Source organism: Acidimicrobiia bacterium, assembly GCA_041393965.1.
In the GTDB taxonomy this organism is placed as follows: Bacteria; Actinomycetota; Acidimicrobiia; order Spongiisociales; family UBA5794; genus UBA5794.
In genome coordinates this window covers 1-20,503 of record JAWKJB010000001.1, presented here as the reverse complement: position 1 = coordinate 20,503, position 20,503 = coordinate 1, and the positions used below count along the sequence as shown (strand labels likewise).

At 64.0% G+C, this 20,503-nt stretch carries 21 protein-coding genes and 1 tRNA gene; 13 read left to right on the top strand and 9 right to left on the bottom strand.

What is annotated here, in order from left to right:
- Window positions 1-12 precede the first annotated feature (12 nt).
- The 7 genes from R2823_00110 to R2823_00080 all read left to right on the top strand — a co-directional run bounded on the left by R2823_00110 (window position 13) and on the right by R2823_00080 (window position 6,442).
- Complete coding sequence (locus tag R2823_00110; protein MEZ5174597.1) at window positions 13-804, top strand: ABC transporter ATP-binding protein; 792 nt, start codon at window positions 13-15, stop codon at window positions 802-804.
- Window positions 801-1,571, top strand: a complete 771-nt coding sequence (locus tag R2823_00105; protein MEZ5174596.1) for an ABC transporter ATP-binding protein — start codon at window positions 801-803, stop codon at window positions 1,569-1,571. Before R2823_00110 ends, R2823_00105 begins: the two co-directional genes overlap by 4 nt.
- 66 nt (window positions 1,572-1,637) lie before the next feature.
- A complete protein-coding gene (locus R2823_00100; protein MEZ5174595.1) occupies window positions 1,638-2,171 on the top strand; it encodes an RNA polymerase sigma factor in 534 nt (177 codons plus the stop codon).
- Entirely contained in the window at window positions 2,168-3,004 is an 837-nt protein-coding gene (locus R2823_00095) for a zf-HC2 domain-containing protein (protein MEZ5174594.1), read from the top strand. The genes R2823_00100 and R2823_00095 overlap by 4 nt, the downstream gene beginning before the upstream one ends.
- Entirely contained in the window at window positions 3,001-3,702 is a 702-nt protein-coding gene (locus R2823_00090) for a hypothetical protein (GenBank protein ID MEZ5174593.1), read from the top strand. The genes R2823_00095 and R2823_00090 overlap by 4 nt, the downstream gene beginning before the upstream one ends.
- On the top strand, window positions 3,699-5,573 hold the full coding sequence (locus tag R2823_00085) for a hypothetical protein (GenBank protein MEZ5174592.1): 1,875 nt from the start codon (window positions 3,699-3,701) through the stop codon (window positions 5,571-5,573). Before R2823_00090 ends, R2823_00085 begins: the two co-directional genes overlap by 4 nt.
- A gap of 17 nt (window positions 5,574-5,590) precedes the next feature.
- Window positions 5,591-6,442: an ABC transporter ATP-binding protein gene (locus tag R2823_00080; GenBank protein MEZ5174591.1), complete on the top strand. Its 852-nt coding sequence runs from the start codon at window positions 5,591-5,593 to the stop codon at window positions 6,440-6,442.
- Here the strand turns inward: R2823_00080 and R2823_00075 are convergent.
- The 4 genes from R2823_00075 to R2823_00060 form a co-directional block, all read right to left on the bottom strand.
- Window positions 6,439-6,834 carry a hotdog fold thioesterase gene (locus R2823_00075; protein ID MEZ5174590.1) on the bottom strand — a complete coding sequence of 132 codons (396 nt, stop codon included), beginning with the start codon at window positions 6,832-6,834 and terminating at the stop codon, window positions 6,439-6,441. The two genes, R2823_00080 and R2823_00075, sit on opposite strands and share 4 nt — an antisense overlap.
- Window positions 6,835-6,902: 68 nt before the next feature.
- Window positions 6,903-7,637, bottom strand: a complete 735-nt coding sequence (locus R2823_00070; protein MEZ5174589.1) for a hypothetical protein — start codon at window positions 7,635-7,637, stop codon at window positions 6,903-6,905.
- On the bottom strand, window positions 7,634-8,083 hold the full coding sequence (locus tag R2823_00065; protein ID MEZ5174588.1) for a hypothetical protein: 450 nt from the start codon (window positions 8,081-8,083) through the stop codon (window positions 7,634-7,636). Before R2823_00065 ends, R2823_00070 begins: the two co-directional genes overlap by 4 nt.
- Window positions 8,084-8,201: 118 nt before the next feature.
- Entirely contained in the window at window positions 8,202-8,801 is a 600-nt protein-coding gene (locus R2823_00060) for a biotin transporter BioY (protein MEZ5174587.1), read from the bottom strand.
- Window positions 8,802-8,860: 59 nt separating this feature from the next.
- Here R2823_00060 and R2823_00055 point away from each other — a divergent pair, with 59 nt between their 5' ends.
- From R2823_00055 to R2823_00040, 4 genes are read left to right on the top strand one after another with little or no spacing between them, the layout of a single operon-like run.
- Window positions 8,861-9,415 (top strand): class E sortase, encoded by a 555-nt coding sequence (locus R2823_00055; protein MEZ5174586.1) that lies wholly within the window; start codon window positions 8,861-8,863, stop codon window positions 9,413-9,415.
- A 36-nt stretch (window positions 9,416-9,451) separates the two neighbouring features.
- On the top strand, window positions 9,452-10,543 hold the full coding sequence (locus tag R2823_00050) for a PDZ domain-containing protein (GenBank protein MEZ5174585.1): 1,092 nt from the start codon (window positions 9,452-9,454) through the stop codon (window positions 10,541-10,543).
- A 42-nt stretch (window positions 10,544-10,585) separates the two neighbouring features.
- Entirely contained in the window at window positions 10,586-12,292 is a 1,707-nt protein-coding gene (locus tag R2823_00045) for a DivIVA domain-containing protein (GenBank protein MEZ5174584.1), read from the top strand.
- Window positions 12,293-12,338: 46 nt separating this feature from the next.
- Window positions 12,339-15,260, top strand: a complete 2,922-nt coding sequence (locus tag R2823_00040) for a UPF0182 family protein (protein ID MEZ5174583.1) — start codon at window positions 12,339-12,341, stop codon at window positions 15,258-15,260.
- Here the strand turns inward: R2823_00040 and R2823_00035 are convergent.
- Both R2823_00035 and R2823_00030 read right to left on the bottom strand, forming a co-directional pair.
- Complete coding sequence (locus R2823_00035; GenBank protein ID MEZ5174582.1) at window positions 15,234-16,469, bottom strand: sigma-70 family RNA polymerase sigma factor; 1,236 nt, start codon at window positions 16,467-16,469, stop codon at window positions 15,234-15,236. The genes R2823_00040 and R2823_00035 overlap by 27 nt on opposite strands.
- A complete protein-coding gene (locus R2823_00030; protein ID MEZ5174581.1) occupies window positions 16,470-16,916 on the bottom strand; it encodes a YciI family protein in 447 nt (148 codons plus the stop codon).
- Between the two features lie 69 nt (window positions 16,917-16,985).
- Between R2823_00030 and R2823_00025 the strand changes: the two genes are divergently transcribed.
- Window positions 16,986-17,396, top strand: a complete 411-nt coding sequence (locus tag R2823_00025; GenBank protein MEZ5174580.1) for a DUF4234 domain-containing protein — start codon at window positions 16,986-16,988, stop codon at window positions 17,394-17,396.
- A gap of 193 nt (window positions 17,397-17,589) precedes the next feature.
- Here the strand turns inward: R2823_00025 and R2823_00020 are convergent, their stop codons facing one another.
- Window positions 17,590-18,651, bottom strand: a complete 1,062-nt coding sequence (locus R2823_00020) for a helix-turn-helix transcriptional regulator (GenBank protein MEZ5174579.1) — start codon at window positions 18,649-18,651, stop codon at window positions 17,590-17,592.
- 121 nt (window positions 18,652-18,772) lie between these two features.
- Between R2823_00020 and R2823_00015 the strand changes: the two genes are divergently transcribed.
- Window positions 18,773-18,849 (top strand) — tRNA-Met (locus tag R2823_00015).
- Between the two features lie 158 nt (window positions 18,850-19,007).
- Here the strand turns inward: R2823_00015 and R2823_00010 are convergent.
- Window positions 19,008-19,850, bottom strand: a complete 843-nt coding sequence (locus R2823_00010; protein ID MEZ5174578.1) for a hypothetical protein — start codon at window positions 19,848-19,850, stop codon at window positions 19,008-19,010.
- Window positions 19,847-20,503, bottom strand: a 657-nt coding sequence (locus R2823_00005) for a hypothetical protein (GenBank protein MEZ5174577.1), incomplete at its 5' end; no start/stop codon positions are given. The genes R2823_00005 and R2823_00010, both read right to left, overlap by 4 nt.

Genomic DNA, 20,503 nt, shown 5'->3' with positions numbered 1-20,503 from the left:
GTGAACTGATACATGCTTGAGATCAGCAACCTTGAGGTCGTGTACAACGATGTCGTTCTGGTCCTTCGAGGGCTCTCCCTCGAAGTGCGAGAAGGGCAGATCGTTGCGCTCCTCGGCGCCAACGGTGCAGGGAAGACAACGACCCTCCGAGCTCTCACCGGACTCCTCGATGTCCACGAGGGCGACATCACGAAGGGAACGATCTTCTACAACGGCACCGAGATCCAGCACAAGGACGCGTCGGCGATCGTCAAGGCGGGGATCTCCCAGGTGATGGAGGGAAGGCGCGTCTTTGCGGAGATGACCGTCGAGGACAACCTCCGGACCGGGGCGACGACGAACCGCAACGCGGAGAGTGTCAAAGAGAACCACGACATGGTGATGGAGATGTTCCCGGTGCTCGCCGCCCGGAGGAAGGACACCGCAGGGTATCTTTCCGGTGGTGAGCAGCAGATGCTCGCGATCGGGCGCGCCCTGATGGCGAACCCTTCGCTGCTCATCCTCGATGAACCGTCGCTCGGGCTCGCACCCCTCCTCGTGGCCCAGATCCGCGATGTGATCGTCGACATCAACCAGAACGGGACCTCCGTGCTGCTGATCGAACAGAACGCCAACATGGCGCTGTCGATCGCCGACTACGGGTACATCATGGAACACGGGAAGGTCGTGATGGACGGCGACGCCGACAAGCTCCTTGCCGATGAGGATGTCCAGGAGTTCTACCTCGGGCTCCACTCAGAGGGGGACCGCCGCTCCTTCAAGGAAGTGAAGCACTACAAGCGCCGGAAGCGGTGGCTGTCATGACCACCCCACTCGTCGAGTTCGATGCCGTAGGGCTCACATTCAAGGGTGTGCAGGCGCTCAACGAAGTGTCCTTCACCATGGACGCAGACGAGCTCTTCGCCGTCATCGGCCCGAACGGGGCAGGGAAGACCTCGACCTTCAACTGTCTCAACGGTGTCTACAAACCCCAGGTCGGTGACATCCGTTGGAAAGGAGAGTCGATCCTCGGCATGCGCCCCGACCGTGTCGCCGATCTCGGGATCGCCCGCACCTTTCAGAACATCGAACTGTTCGCGCACATGACGGTCTTGGAGAACATCACCTTGGGGCGTCATGTCCGGACCGATGTCGGATGGATCGCCGGAGCCGTGTGGTGGGGCAGAGCAAAGCGCGAGGAGATGGACAACCGGGCCAAGGTGGAGGACATCATCGACTTGCTCGAGATCGAAGCGTGGAGGGCCCATCCCGTCGGCCTGCTGCCATACGGGATCCAAAAGCGCGTCGAGCTCGGCAGAGCACTCGCCATGGAGCCCGAGCTGCTGCTCCTCGATGAGCCTGTCGCAGGCATGAACCTCGAAGAGACCGAGGACATGGCGCGGTTCATCCTCGACATTCGCGAAGAGCTCGGTATCGCCATGATCCTCGTCGAGCACGACATGGGCCTCGTCATGGACATCGCGGACCGGGTGCTCGTCCTCGACTTCGGTCAGGTGATCGGCCAAGGAACCCCACACGAGGTGCAGACCGACCCTGCGGTGATCAAGGCCTACCTCGGCGAGGAACTCTGAGCACAGGAGCCGCTTTCCGAACAAGTTCGGGTTCTGTGAACCGTTCCTACGCTTGGCTGCGACAGTATGGGTGTGGATCAATCCGACTCTGAGTTGCTCACGGCGATCGCCGACGGTGACCGCGACGCCCTGCGCGTCCTGTACGAGCGGCATGCCGGGTGGCTCGTTGTGCGCCTCTCTCACCGGTGTGGGGATCCTGACATGGTGAATGAGGCGGTTCAGGACACATTCTTGGCCGTGTGGCGTCGGCCGCGGTCGTACCGGGGTGACGGGGAGACGGCCGCGTGGTTGTGGGGGATCGCAATCCGTAGGCTTCTGGATCGTATTCGGCGCCGATCTCGGTGGGAGACGGTGGCGGAGTGGATCAAACCTGGAGCGGTGGTGTCAGCCGAGGATGAGGTCTTGGTTGGCGTGGAGTACAGCGACGCTGGTACGGCCCTTGATCGCCTGTCGCCCGAGTTGAAGATCGTGATGCAAGCGACCGTGCTCGATGGTTTGACGGTGCGCGAGACAGCTCAGCTACTGGGCATTCCGGCGGGCACGGTGAAGACGCGGATGATGCGGGCCCGCCATCAGTTGCGCGAGGACTTGGCGACATGACCTGGCACCCAACCACCGACGCTCTTGATGCGTATATGCACGGTACGGCTTCTGTCCCACAGGTGTGGTCGGTTGAGGCCCATGTGATGTCGTGTGAACGGTGTCGCCACTCGGCTGGTGCGCGACTCGGCGATGCAAGTCGTCTCGACGGAATCTGGGACGGGGTGGTCGACCGTATCGACGCTCCGAGACCACGCATGTTCGAGCGTCTGTTGCTGTCGGTGGGGGTGCCTGGGCATCTTGCGCGGCTGCTGGGGGCGACACCCGCGTTGACGATGCCGTGGCTGCTCACGGTGCTCGCTGTCTTGGGTTTCGGTGTTGGTATGGCGTGGGCGTCGTCGGGAGGTACGCCAGCGGAGGCTCGCGCAGGCTTGTTTGTGTTCTTGGTGTTGGCGCCGCTGGTTCCACTCGCGGGTGTGGCCGCGGCGTACGGCCCGATGATCGATCCTGCGCACGAGATTGCAACTGCCTCGCCGTTCCATGGTTTCCGACTGTTGCTGGTTCGCACGGTCGCCGTTGTGGTCACCTCCTTCGCTATGGCATTGCCGGCGGCGCTGCTGCTGCCGAACGCGGGATGGATGGTGGCTGCATGGATTCTTCCGGGTCTCGCCCTTGCGTCCGTGGCCCTTGCAGGGAGCACCTTCGTCACGCCGGTGGCTGCTGTCGTGTTTCCGTCGGCCATCTGGTTCTTGGGTGTCACTGCTTTGGAGATCGGACCTCCGACGCTTGTCGTGTTCGGTTGGGCGGGACAGCTGGTCTTCGCTGTTGTCTTGGCGATGGCCACTGCGACTCTCCTGATGCGGAGAGGAGCATTTGAGGTTGGGCAACATTGACAAGCACACTTCGCACATTCCCGTGGGTTCTCTTTCGGTCGCTGCGGTTGATTCCGTGGTGGTATCTCGGGCTGGGGTTGGCTGCGGCCTTCGCGCTTGCTACCACCCGTCGCAACCCATATCCGGACGATCTCGTGTTCGGACTGCGGGTCGGCGCTGTGGCGCTCGCGACGAGCACCGCCTTCGTGTTTGACGACCCGGCAGGGAACATCATGGATGGCAAGCCGGTCCCGCTGTCACTCCAGCGTGCGGCGCGACTCTTCGTTGCCCTCCCCGTGGTTGCGGCGAGCTGGTGGCTGCTGGTGACTTGGATGGAGGCGGGGCTGGGGCCACAGAATGAGCGGGCTATCGCGGCCTTGCCGAAGTGGGCCTTGACGCTCGAGCTCGTCACCCTGGTCGGTGTCGTGTGGGCGGTCGCCACTCTGGTCATGCTTACCGGCCGGGACGCCGGTGGCACCGTGGCCGCGCTCTCGCTGCTCACCGTCGTTGTCCTTTTGGTGTTGCTGCCGGAACGGTGGTCTGTGTTTCCGTCGCTGGCGGTCGCTCCGGAGCCGGGCTGGGAGGCGTGGGTCGATGGACATCGCCGCTGGGCGGGCATCGCTGTCATCGCCTGGGCCGCGGTAGCGCTGGGCGTGGTCGGATCGACCCGGCGCCAACCGACCGTGGCCCGACTGCCGATTCCCGGGAGGACCCGGTGACCGCCACGACCCTTCCTCGGAGCCACCCTGCAAACGAGCCGGTGATCCCGACCCGGGTGTGGCGCTCACTGGCGCGTCGTGAGGCGGGCTTCACATTGCGACATCCACTCATCTGGGTAGGGGTCCTTGCCAGCCTGTATCTCCTGTGGTCGTTCAATCGTGGCGAGCTACCGCACCTCGGTGGCTACTCGACCTATGTTGGGCTTGGATTGGCTCCACTCGCCGGGGCAGCATTGCTCGTCGCCCACCTTCAGGCATCGCGGGGGTACCGCAACGGCACCCTGGAGATCGAGGACCCGGCCCCGGCGCAGCAGCGAGCCCGAACCGTCGGTCACCTGCTCGGCTCGCTCGCCGTCGTGCCGGTTGCCGCGGTGATCGTCACCGCCTACATGGTGTACCTGTATTGGCTCGGTGGAACCGGCCAGCCGGAGATTGGAGAACTGCTCGTCGGACCGATGGTGGTCGGCCTCGCCGCCGTAGTTGGGACCGCAGCCGGCACCTGGTTCCCCAACCGGTTCAGTGGCTTTATCGGGCTCGGCGTCCTCGCCGCTGTCCAGATCGCACTCCAGGATGCGCCGAGCACGATGCATTGGTTTGCGTGGTGGCACACCGTGTTGTGGTACGGCGGCTTCGATCTGTGGATCCGACCCACATGGGCACATGTCGCCTACCTCCTCGGTGCAACGACAGTGATCGGCGCCGCTGCCGCGTTACGCCACGGCGTACGGGTCACGCCGATCGTGGTCGCAGCTGGCGGGGTCGCACTATTGGTTGTCAGCGGCGCGACCCAGGCGCAACTGCCCAGCGACATTCAGGTGGATCAACGGTTCGACCTGATCGCCAACCCAGCATCGAATTGGGTCACAGCCGAGCGCAGCGGGGTCACATACAACATCCACCCGAGCTACGAACGCTGGGTCGACTGGTGGGAGTCCGTGATTTCGGACACTCTTGCCCCGATCCCCGCTGCGGATCGTCCCGTTCTTGCGGTCGAGCAGTGGCACCATCCCTACCCCTCCCAGATCATCGACGAATTCGGCTGGGACCACCCCAAGGGTCAGGCTATCATCGAAAGGGGGAATCGCCCCTTTTTCGAGTCGGTCCCCGCCGATCCGTGGCCTATTCGAGTCGGTGACAAGCTGTACCTGGCTCAAGGAGCGGCGTTGGTGCTGGCCGTAGCCCAACGCGCGGTCGGTTTGCCTCTGGTTCCGGTCGAGATGGAAGGCCCTCTCTACACCGAAGAGCAAATCGCCGGGTTCAACGACGAACCTACGGACCCCACTCGGTTTGTCAGCTGGCCCGGAAGGGAGCGAGGGTTCCCTCGGCCCGTCATGGGTGATCGTATCCCGCTCGAGGTGGGATGCGATGCCGAAGGGCAAGCCCGCGAGGTCGTCGCTGCATGGCTCGCCGCCCAAGCGGACCCGCGCCTTGCAGATCGCTACCGCGACATCAGGCTCCACGGTGTCAGCAGCGACGCCATCTTCGAGTATTCCGAAGACGGTGAGACAGTCATCTCCGTTGTCAATTGGGGTCAACTTGGATGGATGCAGCACGGCGGCTTCGGCGGTGGGAACGGAGCGTCTGCCATCAATGGATCACCGACAGCGACGGATCTTGCAGCGCAACTTCTCGAACATCCCCACGCAACGGTGGCGTCCGATATCGCCACAAATTGGAACGAATGGACAAAACCGACAACACCCATCCAAACGATCGTCGACCACTTCAACCTCGAACCGCCACCGACCCCTGAGCAATGGATCGAACGCGGCGACCGTGACCCAGCCGACTTCACCGTCTCCATCGCGGCATACCCGCGTTTGGTCTTCGATGAGCTCCTCGGCGACCAGCCTTACCCGATCTGCAAATGACAACCGAAGGAAACACAGTGACTGAGACGACCTGCCAGTTCACCAACCTGGTGAAGCACTTCGGCTCTATCAACGCGCTCGATGGTGTTGACGCTTCGGTCGGCAACGGCATCACCGGCCTTCTCGGTCCGAACGGCGCCGGCAAGACCACCCTGCTGCGCATCGCCGCAACCGTCCTCGCTCCCGATGCTGGAACGGTCACCCTTCTCGGGAGCGACCCGGCCAACCCACGCCAGCGTGTTGAGATCCGGCGCCGGCTCGGCTACTTGCCCCAGGAGCCAGGCTTCCACCGCAACTTCACCGTGTTCGAGTTCATCGACTATGTGGCGATCTTGAAGGAACTCACCGACCGCAGGATCCGACACGACGAGGTGCGACGCGTCATCGACATCGTCGAACTCGGTTCGAAGGCTCACAAGAAGATCCGCACCTTGTCAGGAGGAATGCGGCGGCGCGTCGCCCTCGCCCAATCCCTGATCGGGAACCCCGACCTGCTGATTCTCGACGAACCCACCGCCGGACTCGACCCCGAACAACGGCTCCGCTTCCGCGACATGATCTCACGCCTCGCCGAGGACCGCACCGTTGTGCTCTCCAGCCACCAGACCGACGATATCGCAGCGCTGTGCAGCATCGTCCTCGTCATGCACCGGGGCCGCGTCCTGTTCCGAGGCACGCCACACGAACTCACCGAGACCGCAGCCGGACAGGTCTGGATTTCCGACCAGCGCGACCCGACGGTCTCGGTTGCGTGGCGGACCGGTGAAGGCCACTACAGACACATCGGTGGCACACCGACGGGCGCCACGACGATCGCCCCAACGATCGAAGATGGCTATCTCCTTCTCGTCGGGGACTCGGGAATTTAGCGCTTGATGAAGACGGTTCCGGTGAAGACGCCGACGGTGCGACCGTCGTTCGTGACAGCGACACGGTAGGTGGCGAGAGACCGGCTCCGGGCCACCTCGGTCGCGGTGGCTGTCAAGGTGTCCCCCACGCCGGTGCCGCCCGTGATGGCGAGGTGGGTGTCGATGGCGACGGCGTCTTCCGGGTACGCGTTCGACGCGAGCGAGAATGCACAATCCGCGAGGGAGAACACGACACCCCCATGGGTGCCCCCGAGGAAGTTGACCTGATCGTCTCGCACTGTCACCGATACGGCAACGGTCGCATCGGTGACCTCTCCGAGGCGAAAACCCTGGGTTTCGGCATAGGGGTCTGCCGCGAGTGCCTTGGTGATCCTTGCCGTTCGTTCCTCCATCGGCGCCCACGATACAAGCGCGACGGGAGGCGGGCGCGCGACCCGCCTCCAGTGGTGATCGAACCCGTTCAGCCGATCGCGTCTGCGATGGCGTCCCGTGCCTTGCCGAGCGCCCTGATCGCGTCGTGGAGATCCTCGCGGCCCTGGCGCAGGGCGGCCCGACCGTTGGTGAGGAGCGTCTTGGCCGGCTCCTCCCAGTCGGCGGCGGTCAGGCCGACCACCTTGTCTGCCACCGGGACCGCACCGCGGATGACAGCGGTGATCTCGTCACGGGCGACGCCGAGCCAGTGCCGAGCCTCAGTCATGTCATACCCTGCTTGCTCGGCTCGTTCGATGGCGGCGAGCACGACCGCCGCGGCGTCCGAGAGACGGTCGGCTGCGTCAGCCATGTGATCAGAGACCAGCACCTCGTGTGACTTGGGGATGATCACGAGGTACACTCGATAGTCCGTCGCGATCAGCGGCACCAACTCCCTGAGCTCTTCATGGCTCGTTGCCGCAGCGATCTCCCGGCCGAGTTCGGTGAGACCTTCGGCTGCACGGGCGTAATGCTTGGTGAGCTGTGCGGCGTGGCCATCGGTGACATGGTCGTCGGTCCTCACCCGCACACCGAGACGGTCGAGGGCCTCAAGGCGTCGGTGAATCGCCTCGGCGGCCCGACGCTTGATGGCGTCGACCGGATGGACGCGCTGTTCTGCGGTCGTGTCGCTCGTCTGCGGGTCGGCTTCCTGCGCCACTGCGATCTGTGGCAACAGCGCGATCACGGCGAGCACCGCAAGGGTCACAATGATTCGTCGTCTCATGATTCGATATCTCCTTCGTCATTGTTGAGGCTCTGGTCGAGTTCACCCAGTGCCCCGTCGAGCTCTCCCAACAGGCCATCGAGACCGGCGAGCAGGTCGTCGATACTGCCGAGGTCGTCGGCGAGGTCGGCTGTGCCCGTCGCCTTCTCGCCGGTCTCTTCTATGGACTCCGTGTCGTCTGCGGTGGTGGATGTGTCGTCGCCAGAAGCCGGGCCGGTACCGCCGTGGGGGTCCGAATCCTCGGGCTGGTTGGCCGGTTCAGGCGCCGTGATCTCTGACGGAGCGTCACCCTGATCCGCCGCAGCACGGTCGTCTTCGAATGGTTGATCGGCGATTGTCGTCGTTAAGCCCGGTAGGGCTGGTGTGCCGGTGCGCTCGATCGGTGTCGTCGAGCACGCGGCAACGAGACAGGCTGTCGCCGCCACGGTTGCCATCGCTCTCACCATGAGCCTCCTTTCTCACCCCATGAGCATCACCCGCAGGGATGGAGGCACGATCACGCCGAGATGAGAACGACCTGAGAACCGCGTGAAGAAAGGGTCAGAGCGGGTCGTCTGTGTGGTGTCAGGCGTCGAGATGGGTCCGGTCGACCATCTTCCACGCTGCAGGGAGGAGGAGCCCTGCGAGGACGACCTTGATGAGGTCACCGATCACGAACGGTGTGAACCCGGCGGCGAGGGCGGCGCTGATCGTGTCGATGCTTGGAACGCTCGCCATCAGCCACGGGACACCGAAGAGGTAGATGACCGCATTCCCGGCAAGGAACGCCGGGATGGCGCTCGGGACCGTGCGATCCTGGCCCCGTTCGGCGAGGGCGCCAACGACCCACGCGGCGACGATGAAGCCGATCAGGTAGCCGCCGGTGGCACCGGTCGCAGCGTCCCATCCACCGCTCGCCTCGGTGTAGAACGGGAGCCCGACCGCTCCGAGCACCCAGTAGATCGTCTGCGAGCCTGCCCCCATCCAGGAACCGAGCGCCGCGCCCGACAGCAACACCGCGAAGGTGGATCCCGTGATGGGAACCGGCGAACCGGGAACCGGAATACGGATCTGGGCGGCGACGGCGGTGAGCAGCGCGAAGCCGACCATCAGCGTGATCGTCCACACAAGGGATCTCGGCACCACGACCTTTGCAATTGTTCGGGTCGGATAGGTGGTCTGCATGGGTGCCTCCGGAGGGATTTGTGGTGCAGTTGTACGCTGTTGCTGCCGATTGGACAGGGATGGGACTTACACGACACTCTATTCGTTTCACGCTCGCTGCCGTCCTCGTGGTTGCCCTCGCCGGGCCAGCGGCGGCAGCACCGAGCCGCGCCGGCCTCGAACCCGGATCGGCGCGGCAGCCATCGACGCACCGATCCCAATCGGCCGGCTGGGTCTTCAGCAATCTGCGGATCCCGGCGATCGGTGTCGATGAGGCGGTGCGGGCGGGTGTGTCGCTCGAGGTGCTCGATCGCGGCGTCGGCCACTGGGCGGGGACCGCACGACCCGGCGAGGCAGGCAATGTGGTCCTTGCAGGCCATCGGTCGATCCATTCGCGTCCGTTCGCCAACCTCGACGCTCTCGACCCCGGGGATCTCGTCTATGTCACCGATGAGGCCGGTGCCGAGGTGATCTACCGGGTGCGGGAGACCTTCATCGTTGATCCGACCGATCTGTGGATCACCTACGACCATGCAACACCAACCTTGACGATGTTCGCGTGCCACCCGAAGGGTTCAGCAGCGCAGCGGATCGTGGTGGTCGCCGATCTCGTGTCGCGTCAACGGATCGGGTAGTGGTGCGCTAGCGTCGAGCGCAAGTAACCTCGCCCCATGGACTCCGCAAGTGGGGCCGTCGGGCCGCACGATCCGACCTCTCCCGTTCCCGCGTCACTCCAGCCCCCGGACCGGTATCCGAAGTGGCCGTTCTGGCTCGCGGGCGCCCTCATCGTGGTTGGTATCGCGATCGCTGCGCTGTGGGTCATTCGGGTGCCGTACTACACGCTGAGCCCGGGACCGGTGTACGACACCTCGGACTTCGTGAGTGTGCCCGATGGTGCCGTTTCTGACACCGGGGAGCTGTTCTTCCTCACGGTTTCGCTCAAGGAGGCGAATGTCATCGAGTGGGTCGCGGCTCACTTCGACGACCGTGTCGAGATTGCGAAGCGGGAGAACTACCGGCCGCCGGGAGTGTCGGAGGAGCAGTTGCGACGCGAGAGCCTCGCGCTGATGACCCAGTCGAAACAGGACGCGATCTATGTGGCGCTCACCAAGCTCGGCTACGAGGTGACGCTGGTGGGTACCGGGGCGATCGTGATCGAAACCGTTCCCGGCTCCGCGGCCGATGGCGTGCTTCAACCCGATGATGTCATCGTCGAGATGGACAACCGGATCATCGCGTTCCGTTCGGATGTTCTCGCTGCCCTCGAACCGAAACAGGTCGGTGATCCGGTGGTCGTGACGGTGGAACGGCCCGACGCGAACTCCGAGGAGGTCGAGGTAGACGAATTCGAGCTGGTTCTCGGGCCCCACACGGAAGACCCGGCCAAACCGATGATGGGCGTGCTGCTCGACAACAACGAGCCGATCGTGCACTTTCCCGTGGATGTGACGATCGATAGCCAGAACATCGGCGGTCCGTCCGCCGGTCTGATGTTCACGCTTCAGATCATCGACCAGCTGACACCCGAGTCCCTGACACATGGCATGCGCATTGCAGGCACCGGAACCATCCACATCGATGAGACGGTCGGCGAGATTGGCGGCATCGAACAGAAGGTGCATGGCGCCATCGACGCTGGCGCGGTTGCGGTCCTCGTGCCCGCAGGGAACTACGACGCCGCTGTTGCGGCGGCGCAGGGGCAGATCGAAGTGGTGAAGGTCGCCACCGTCGATGACGCCCTTGCGTTCCTCGCGACGCTCTGACAATCCACGACCGCGGGCGCGCCAGCCGGTAGCCTCGGAACCATGGCCGAAGAGATGAGCGCGGGCCAGGCGCCGCCGCGCCGGTTCGATGTTGTGCGCCGCGGCTACGACCGCGCCCAGGTCGATGAACACCTGAACGACCTTGCAGCACTTGTCGACGAGTTGCGGGCCGCTGCGGCTGAGGCGGAGGCCTCGACACTCGCGATCGGTATCGACGATCCGGAGGCGCTTGCACAGGAGCTCCGCCGAGTCGGGGAGGAAGTTGCGTCGATCCTCGAAGCGGCGCGCGCCGCCGCGGAGGGGCTGCGGACCCGTGCCACGACCGACGCCGACAATTGGCGCATGGCCGCTGAGCAGGAATCGGCGTCGATGCTCGACGGTGCCGATGAGCAGTCAAAGGCGCTGCGCGGCTCGGCATGGAAGGAGGGAACGGCGCTGCTCGCAGCGGCCGCGGCCGAAGCGAAAGCCATCCTCGACGCTGCCCAACAAGATGCGCTGTTCATGCGCGCCGAGGCGGAACGGGACGCGCTGCGACTCACCTCCGATGCGCGGCGCGACAAAGACGATGTGCTGCGCACGGCGAGGCTCGAAGCTGAGTCGGTGCTCGCCGAGGCGAGGGCCGAAAGCGACGGGCTGCTCGCCTCGGCCCATCGGCAGGCAGAGGCCGCGCAGGAACGCGCACGAGCGCTCGAGGATCGCCGATCCGAGCTTCTCAAAGAGCTCGAAGCCACGCGGGCGTCCATCGCGAACCTTGAGGAGGAGATCGACTCCCGCCGCCAGGAGCTCGAAGCGCCTCCCGAAGAGCCCGAGCCCGATCCCGATCTGTCGCATCACGACATGGATGTGGGGTCGGTCAAGATCGTGTCACCATCCAAGGCAGTCACGCTGCGGCCGGTCGACACCGACGAGCTCGTTGCCGAGATCGAAGCCCTTCGCTCGTCCGGTGGCGCAGCGACCCCGAAACAGCCCGTGGAGACGGTTGCCGTGATCAGCCCGCCCGAGCCGCAAGCCGTCCCACCCGCCGACACGGCACCGGAGGCCACAGCGCCGGAAGTTGCCGCACCGGTCGACGCCGACCAGCCCGAACCTGCTCCCGCGCCGGAAGTCACGGCGCCAGTCGACACCGACGAGCCCGAGCCAGCTCCGGCGCCCGCGTCGACACTCCTCGCTTCGGACGGGCCGGTGAAGGATGAGATCGGGTCGCTGTTCGCACAGTTGCGGACGGTGGAACACAACGGTTCCATGCCGAGTCAACCGTCCCTCTTGGATGCGGTGCCCGCAACAGAGACGCCAGAGCGCCGTGCGGCAGAACCCACCGAGCAGCGAGCGACCACAGCGCCTCAGGTGTCTGCTCTGGAAGATCAGCCCGAGGACGATATCGAGGCGGCCCGCGATGAGCAGGGAGAGCCGAACGAATCGCTCGCGGGGCGCAACGCCGCGCTTCGGTCGATCAAGAAACTGCTCGTCGAGCTCCAGAACGAGACCCTTGAAGCCCTTCGCGGTGACGACACCTGGGTCCCGCCGGACGGTTTCGCTGATCGTTTCGGAGCGCCGTTCGTCGAGCTGCGGCAGGACACGGGGCAAGCTGCGGCGAGCGCTTTCGCATCGGATCTCGAGGATTCGGTGACTTCGGCGATCGAACATGCGCGGGCAGCAGGCAAGGGGAGCCGTGCGGTGGCATCCCAGGCGAGCAAGGTCTTCCGCCTGTGGCGGAGCGATGAGGCCGAACGACGGGTCGGAGCTCTGTGATCCGGAGCTGGATGATCATCCTTGGCGATCCCATAGACTGCCAGGCGTGATCAACCGAGAACCCATTGCGTACCGTCAGAGCTCTGGCTGGCGCCGCCTGATCTTCATCGTGCTCGGTTTCGCCTTCGTCCTCCTGCTTGGCGGACGCTGGATCGCAACGCTGTGGACCGACTATCTGTGGTATTCGGACCTTGATGCCGGTGGTGTATGGGCCACCTTGACCTTCACCAAGATCTGGCTCGTCCTCGGTGCTTCCCTGTTCGCCATTGGGATGTTCTGGGTGAACCTGTGGGTGGTTGACCGTGTATCGCCACAGACCGACATCACGCCCGGCACCCCCGACGAGGAGCTCCTCGAACGGTACCGGGACTGGGTCGGGCCGAGAACTGCTCTGGTTCGCACGGCGTTCGCGGTGGTGTTCGGCGTGCTGATCGGGCTCGGGGCGGCGGCATGGTGGCAGGACTGGCTGTTTTGGCGCAACGGTGTGTCGTGGGGGCTCGTTGACCCGATCTACGGCAACGACCTGTCGCGATACATCTTCGGCCTCCCGCTGTATCGAGATGTCTTCGGATGGCTGTTCCAGCTCCTGGTTGTGACAACCCTCGTGGTGGTCGCAGCGCACTATCTCAACGGCGGCATCAAGATCGGGACCCCCGGCGAGCGAACCTCGGGCGGTGTCAAGGCCCACATCTCGATCATGCTCGCCCTCATCGCCCTTCTCAAGGCGGTCGGGTACCTGTTCGACAAGTGGGAACTGCTGTATTCGAGCCGCGGTCAGGTGTTCGGGGCGTCGTACACGGATGTGAATGCGCAGATCCCTGCACTGAACCTCCTGATCTTCATCTCGATCGTGTCGGCGGTGATCCTCCTGGTCAATGTCTGGTTCCGCGGCTGGTCGCTGCCGATCATCGCGTTCGGGATCTGGCTCGTGACCTCGATCGGTGTCGGTGGCATCTACCCGGCCATGGTGCAACGGTTCTCGGTCGAGCCGAACGAGATCGGACGCGAAACTGAGTTCGTCCAACACAACCTCGACTTCACACGCCTCGCCTTCGGCCTTGATGATGTAGAGGCGATCGAGTTCGCCGCAGCGACGGACCTCACCGCGAAGGACATCGAGGCGAACCGTTCGACGATCGACAACATCCGGCTGTGGGACCCGGGAGTGCTCGGCCAGACCTACCCGGAGCTTCAGAACATCAAGACCTATTACGACTTCTTCGACATCGATGTCGACCGTTACATGGTCAACGGTGAATTGACCCAGGTGATGATCTCGGCGAGGGGGCTGTCGGAGAGCCAGATCCCCGGGAGTGGCTGGGTGAACGAGCGGCTCGTGTACACGCACGGTCTCGGAGTCGTGCTGAGCCCTGCGAACAATGTGACCGATGACGGAAAACCGGACTTCCTCGTCCAGGACATCCCGCCGATCAACAATTCGGGTTCCGAGAACCTCAATGTGACCCAGCCTCGGATCTACTTCTCGGATGATTCGGAGGAGGACTTCCTGATCGCAGGGTCGAAGGAAGGCGAGGTCGACATCCCGAAGGGATCTGGGGATGAAGCCGGAGCCGAGACGAACTCATACGGCGGCGCCGGCGGTGTTCCGCTCGGTGGGTTCTTGCAGCGAACGGCGTGGGCCCTGCGGTTCGCGGACCTCAACACCCTCATATCGGGCCAGGTCGACGCTGACAGCAAGGTGATGATCGCCCGCAACATCAAGACGCGCATCAAGCGTCTCGCTCCGTTCCTCTATGTCGACAACGATCCGTACATGGTCGTCCATGACGGAAGGCTCGTGTGGATGATGGATCTGTACACGGCGTCGGATCGTTTTCCGTACTCGGAGCAGGCCCTCACGACCCGCCTCAACATCGGGGCCGACCTGCCTCGTTCGGTCAACTACATCCGCAACTCGGTCAAGGCCGTGATCGATGCCTACGACGGCACCGTTGACATGTATGTGATCGATCCCGACGATCCGATCATCCGGGCGAACCAGAAGATCTTCCCGGACCTGTTCAGGCCGATCGACGAGTTCCCCGCAGGTCTTGTGCCGCATCTGCGCTATCCCGAGGACCTGTTCCGCATCCAGACCGATGTGTACACCCTGTACCACATGACCGACCCCGTCGAGCTGTTCAAGGTTGAGGACCCGTGGCAGATCGCACGGGACCCGTCGAATTCGCCCTATCCGGATCTGCGCGGCTTGTTCCAGACGGACCCGATGCTGCCGTATTACCTGTTGATGAAGCTGCCGGAAGAAGACCAGCTGTCGTTTCTCCTGATGCAGCCGTTCACCCCTGCGGACCGCCCGAACATGTCGGCGTTCATGGTCGCCAAGAGCGGTCCGCTCGACGAGTACGGCACCATCGTCGAGTATTCGATGCCGGTGGATCGCCAGATCGACGGTCCGGGCCAGGTCGGGGACTTCATCGAGCAGGACCCGATCGTGTCGTCGGAGTTCACGCTGCTCGGCCAGGTGGGTTCGGATGTGATCAAGGGGAACATGCTTGTGGTCCCGATCGAGGACTCGTTGCTGTATGTCCAACCCATCTACCTCGCCGCGGATACGGCGACCGGTGGCATCCCGCAGTTCAAGCGGGTCGTTGCGTCGTATAACTCCCAGATCGAGATTGCCGAAACACTCGACGATGTGTTGGTGAAGCTCTTTGGTGAAGGCATCGGCGGACAGCCCGACGGGGGCACCGATGGTGGAACCGACGGCGGGACCGATGGCGGGACCGACGGTGGCACGGTGGAGGAGCGGGTGGCCGAGCTGGTTGCCCTTGCCGAGGCCGCCCTCAGGGAAGCCAACGCGGCGCTTCGCGCCGGCGACCTCGCCGAGTACCAGGCGAAGGTCGACGAAGCGAGGGGCTACATCGAGGAAGCCAACCGGATCATCGCTGCAGCGGCCGGGGCGGCTTCCGGTACGGCCGCGTCACTGACGACCATCGGCTCTTCGTAGCTCCCCGAGGCGCACCATCAGGAACTGCCGCTCCGCATCGGCATCCGTGACCGCGATCGCCGCTTCGTATGCCTCGATCGCCTCTCCGATTCGGGATTCGTCTTCGAGCAGCCCTGCGCGTGCAGCATGCAGGTACGGATATCCGGCGAGACCGTCGATGTCGTGGATCATCCGCAGCGCTGCGGTGCGGTCCCCGGCCATGGCAACCGCAACAGCGTGGTTGAGACGCACCACCTTCGAGTCGGTGTACCGTTCGAGGGTGCGATACAGGGCCGCGATCTGTGTCCAGTCGGTGTCCCCGGCCGTCGGAGCCGTCGCGTGGATCGCGGCGATCGCTGCCTGAACCTGATACGGGCCAGGCGCACCCATCGCCACGGCGGTGTCAAGCCGGCGGGTGGCCGTGTTGATCCGTGGCATGTCCCAACGGGTGCGGTCCTGGGCGGCGAGCAACACGGGGGTGCCGTGAGCGTCGACGCGGGTCGCAGATCGTGCATCGTGGAAGTCCATCAGGGACCGCAAACCCATGATTTCCGGCTCGTTCGGCAAGAGGTTGTCCACGATGGCGGCAAGCCGAATGGCTTCGGTGGTCAGCGAGGCGCGAATGTGGGTGTCGCCACGAGATGCCGCGTAGCCTTCGTTGAAGATGAGGTAGATCACAGCGAGTACCGCCGGGAGGCGGTCGGGGAGATCCGCATCACTCGGTACCCGGTACGGGATGCCGGCGTCGGCGATCTTGCGTTTGACCCTGACCAGTCGCTGTGCCATCGCTGTTTCGCTGACGAGGAAAGCCCGTGCGATCTCAGATGTCGTGAGCCCACCGACGGTGCGAAGCGTGAGAGCGACGCTCGCGTCTCGGGCGATCGCAGGGTGGCAGCAGGTGAAGATGAGGCGTAGCCGGTCGTCTTCGATCGTCCCGACCGGTGTTTCATCGTCGATGTCGGTCATCGTGTGTCCGAGGGTCTCGTATTTGGTTGCGAGGTTCTTCGCCCTGCGGATCCGGTCGATGGCTTTCCTTCGCGCGGTGGTGGTGAGCCATGCTGCGGGGTTGTCCGGAATCGTGTCGGTCCAGGCGCCAAGCGCGGCGATGCATGCGTCCTGGAGGGCATCTTCTGCGAGCTGGATGTCTCCGATGTGTCGGATGAGGCCGGCGAGTACGAGGCCGTGTTCGCTGCGGAACACGGCCTCGATGGCTTCGTCGGCTTCCGGCATCTATTCGGAGAAGTCCCAGACGGGTCGCAGTTCGACGGTGCCCGTCTCGACCGCGGGGATACGCGACGCGATCTTGATGGCATGGTCGAGATCGTCGGCTTCGATCAGGTAGAAGCCCCCGAGGTGCTCTTTGGTTTCGGCAAAGGGACCGTCGGTGATCTGGAGTTCGCCGCCACGAATCCGGATGCTTGTCGCCATGTCGACACCGTAGAGGGCTTCTCCGCCCTTGTTGACACCCTCGGCACTGATCTGTTCGGTGAGCTCGACATACCGTTGGAAGATCGCTGCGCCTTCGGGTGATTCGGGGTCGGGTGCCTTGGTCGGATCGTCGTAGATGAGTGCTGCGTATTGCACGGTGGTGTCCTCCTGTGCCTCACGGTCCCGATTCCGGGCTGTCGCGATGTCGACGATCGGGACGGGTGCGAATCGACATGGTTTGCCCCGCAAGTCTTGCAGGTGGCGACGGGGACCAATACGGTCAAGTTGCGGGCGGTTCTCGTGGGCTATGGTGGGAACATGACTGAACCAACAGCACCGTCCGGCGGAAGCTCTGCGCCGGACCGGCCCCTCGGACGGGGTCGCTCGAAGGGCTTGACCATCTTGGTGACCATTGTGACCTTTGGCATCTGGGCGCTTGTGTGGTCGTACAAGAACGGTGAGGAGCTCAAGGCGTATCGCAAGGACGGCATCGGTGGTGTGCTGTATCTGGTGCTGACCTTCGTGTTTGCTCCCGTGACGATGTTCCTCATGGCCGACGAGGTCGGGAAGCTCTACACCGATGACGGTGAAGCCGCGCCGATCACCGCCTTGTGGGGGCTGTGGGTGCTGCTGCCGATCGTCGGCCCGTTCGTGTGGTACATCCACATCCAGAACTGCATCAACGAGTATTGGGAATCCAAAGGCGCCCCGCCGGCATCCGGCCTCTGACGGGACCCGCAACCGGGCACTGACCGTCCCGGGCATCGCGTTCCGGCCCCGAGCGATGTGACCGCTGACAGAGGTGACCGCTGCGGATCTGGGTTGGCCGGTTGTCCGATGCCGATCAGGTCGGTGAGCCTGTGCGGTCGTCTCGTCATTGTCGCTTGCGGTCCCGTAGGTCGCGATGCGCAGATGTACGCGCCTACCAGCCCCTGATGCTCGCGATCGCACTTGCGCGGTCCGTGACCTCGAGGGCTCGGTAGATGCGTTCGAGGTGCTTGCGCACGGTGCCTTCGGCGATACCCATCCTTCCGGCGATCACCGCGTTGGTGCCTCCTTCGGCGAGTTGGAGCGCAACTTGGACCTGTCTTGGGGAGAGTCCTGCTTCGGTGAGTCGGCGCTTGCTTGCGTCGACATGGGTTTCGACGATTACGACATGTGGCGCAATCGGCCCGGGTACATGCCACCCCGCGACGCCCTGTGCGTCTTCCGACAACCTGGTGGGTGAGGAACGAACGGCGGGTTGGGACGGGTGGTACCTGCCGACGCCGGTCCGGTAGGAGCTTCGGAGCGGTTCTGGTAGCGGCTCACCTTCGCGGAGGGCAACGCCGGTCGTGTGTTCGGAATCGTCAGCATTGTCGGTGACAGCTCGGACGACTCCCGTGTGGTCAGCGAGGGCACCGGTCCAGCCCCGCGTTCGGAGTGCCTTGTGTGCGAGCGACAGTTCGTCGCGGAGCTGGATGGAGCGGTAGGCGTGTCCGAGGTGCGGTCGGAGCGCGTTCATGATGGCCCGATCGCGCTCGGTGAATCCTTCGAGACCGGTATTGACCGCGAAGCCGACCACGATACCGGGCGGTGCCGGCAAGGTGACGGCCAGCTGACTGTCGACGCCGATATGCCCGAACATCTTGCGGTGTAGGTCTGTGGCGTGGATCTCTTCGAGGGTCATTAAGTCGGACCACATCATTGCTCGGGTGTCACCCGTTTCTTCGAAGTGGCGGACGAGCGGATTCTGGAGCATGTACTTCTGGAATACCGGGACGAACTGTTCGAGCAGGTTGCCGGGGTTCGGCAGTGCCGCCCACCTGACCCGGTTCGCCGCCGGGTTCATCTCGTTGTAGGAGGCGTCGATACAGGGGATGAGGTCCAGCAGCCCCGTCATGGCGACGGTTGCGTAGTCGTCGACCGTGGCCGCCTCGCCAACCGCTTCGACGAGCGCAAGGACCGCGGACGCGTCATCCTTGCTGAGCGGGACCATGTCCATCGGTCAATACTGCCAGATTCGTGCACCGAAGATGACCCGATCGCTGTGCGCTATCGAAGCCCCGAGCGACAGCGCACGCTCAACGCTATGCCACCTCGCTTCGTATACTCCGAGCCAACGACGCGGGGTGGAGCAGTCTGGTAGCTCATCGGGCTCATAACCCGAAGGTCGCGGGTTCAAATCCCGCCCCCGCTACCACCGAAAAACCCAGGCGGTGCCTGGGTTTTTCGCTTGTCTAGGCTTCCTGCCAACCTACTCCGCGAGGGCTCCATCGCGCGTCCATCGCGCGGGACGGTCAATTGGAACGGTCAATTGGAACCGATCCGAGGCCCCCGATAGATCCCCGCCTACCGCTCTCAGCAGCGATCAGGCATCGCCAAATTGGCGGCGAGCGAGAGTCCCACCATCTCGACCTGATCGACGATGGCCGTCCACGCCTCGCTCCGCGCAGCCAACGAACGAGCAACCTTCGCGCCAGACGGTGCCTGCCTGCTCGCCGGATTGATGATCCCCGGCAATTCGATCGCAGGTCGCCCGAATCGCTCTCGTGGGTCGGTGACGTCCATACAGGGCACGAAACTGAACATCCCATCAACGGGACGGGCCGGGGTGGCACCCTTGAACAGGGTTCGGGAAGCGCTCGCGGTGTCATCGTTGACCAGAGAGTCGACAGTGCACAATTGGAAGATCGGGTCGACGTTCACGCCGATGTCGACGGGTGTGAAATCGCCGAGGACCTCTCCGACGACGAAGAGGGTGTCGAGCAAGAACCTCTCGTGTGATGAGCTCCCAAAGAGGATGATCGAACCGACGTCGAGACGCTGAAGAGCGGACGGCGTGCGCCGTGGTCGGGGGTTGAGCTGTTTGCAGTTGCTGTAGAGGAAGGCCTCGCCGAAGACCCATGGATCGGTGTTCTGGCGCCGACCCGGAGGTGGCTCAGCTACGCAAGGTCGATGCAGGACCCTTGGCAGGTCGCGAGCCTTGGGCCATCGTCGCACTACGGACGAGGGTGGCTCCCACTCGCCCCAGAACACAACCTCGGTGTTCTCGCTGTAGCCATCGCTGTCGAGGAGCATGCCAGGCGAGACCATGAACTTCCGTCGATGGCTCGCGGCTGTGTTCCAGGGCATCCAGTCACCCTCCGGAATGTGCTCCGCACCGGGATGTGGGAACTGAACGATGGCGGGCACGCGAGTCATGGCAACGTCATCGACGTGGACGCGGGCCTTGCCGTCCGCAGGTACGCGTACCAGCCAATCGGGGACGGTTTTGCCGGATCAAAGACGACCTTGTTGATACGGCCCCGGCGGTTAGCCACCACGTGCAGTTCGACTGCCCCTTCGAATTGCCGGACATGGTCGAGGAACGCACTGACGGCTGATCGGCGAGTGTCGGCGTTGAGGTCCATGAGACCGAGCGGGGTCTCGACGCTGATCCACGGGGCCCGGGGGAACCGAGAGACGTCGCCGATTGTCTGGTCGCTGCTCTTCGCGAGCCACGTGGCTAGCAGCGAGATCAGCTCGGTTCCGGTCCTGGCATGGGCGCCACGAGGGAGACTTGTATCCGTCCCGACAGTGGAATTCCGGCGATGGTTCCGTTTTTTTCTGGTGACAGTCCTCACGATGCCGGCGATGTCGTCGGCGTGACGCATCGCTCCCGGTTGGCTCTGAAGGTTGCAGGACCATCCGACGAAGAGGGGGCTACTCGTATCGCCAACACAGACTGTCGCTGTGGGGGGTCCGGTCAGGCGAGCGAGATCGTGCCACTTGGTGAGGCCTGCCCGGCTGACCCACCGGAGGGCCGTTCGCCCGTTGACAACCACGACCTTGTAGTGCTCGGCTCGCAACTGCTG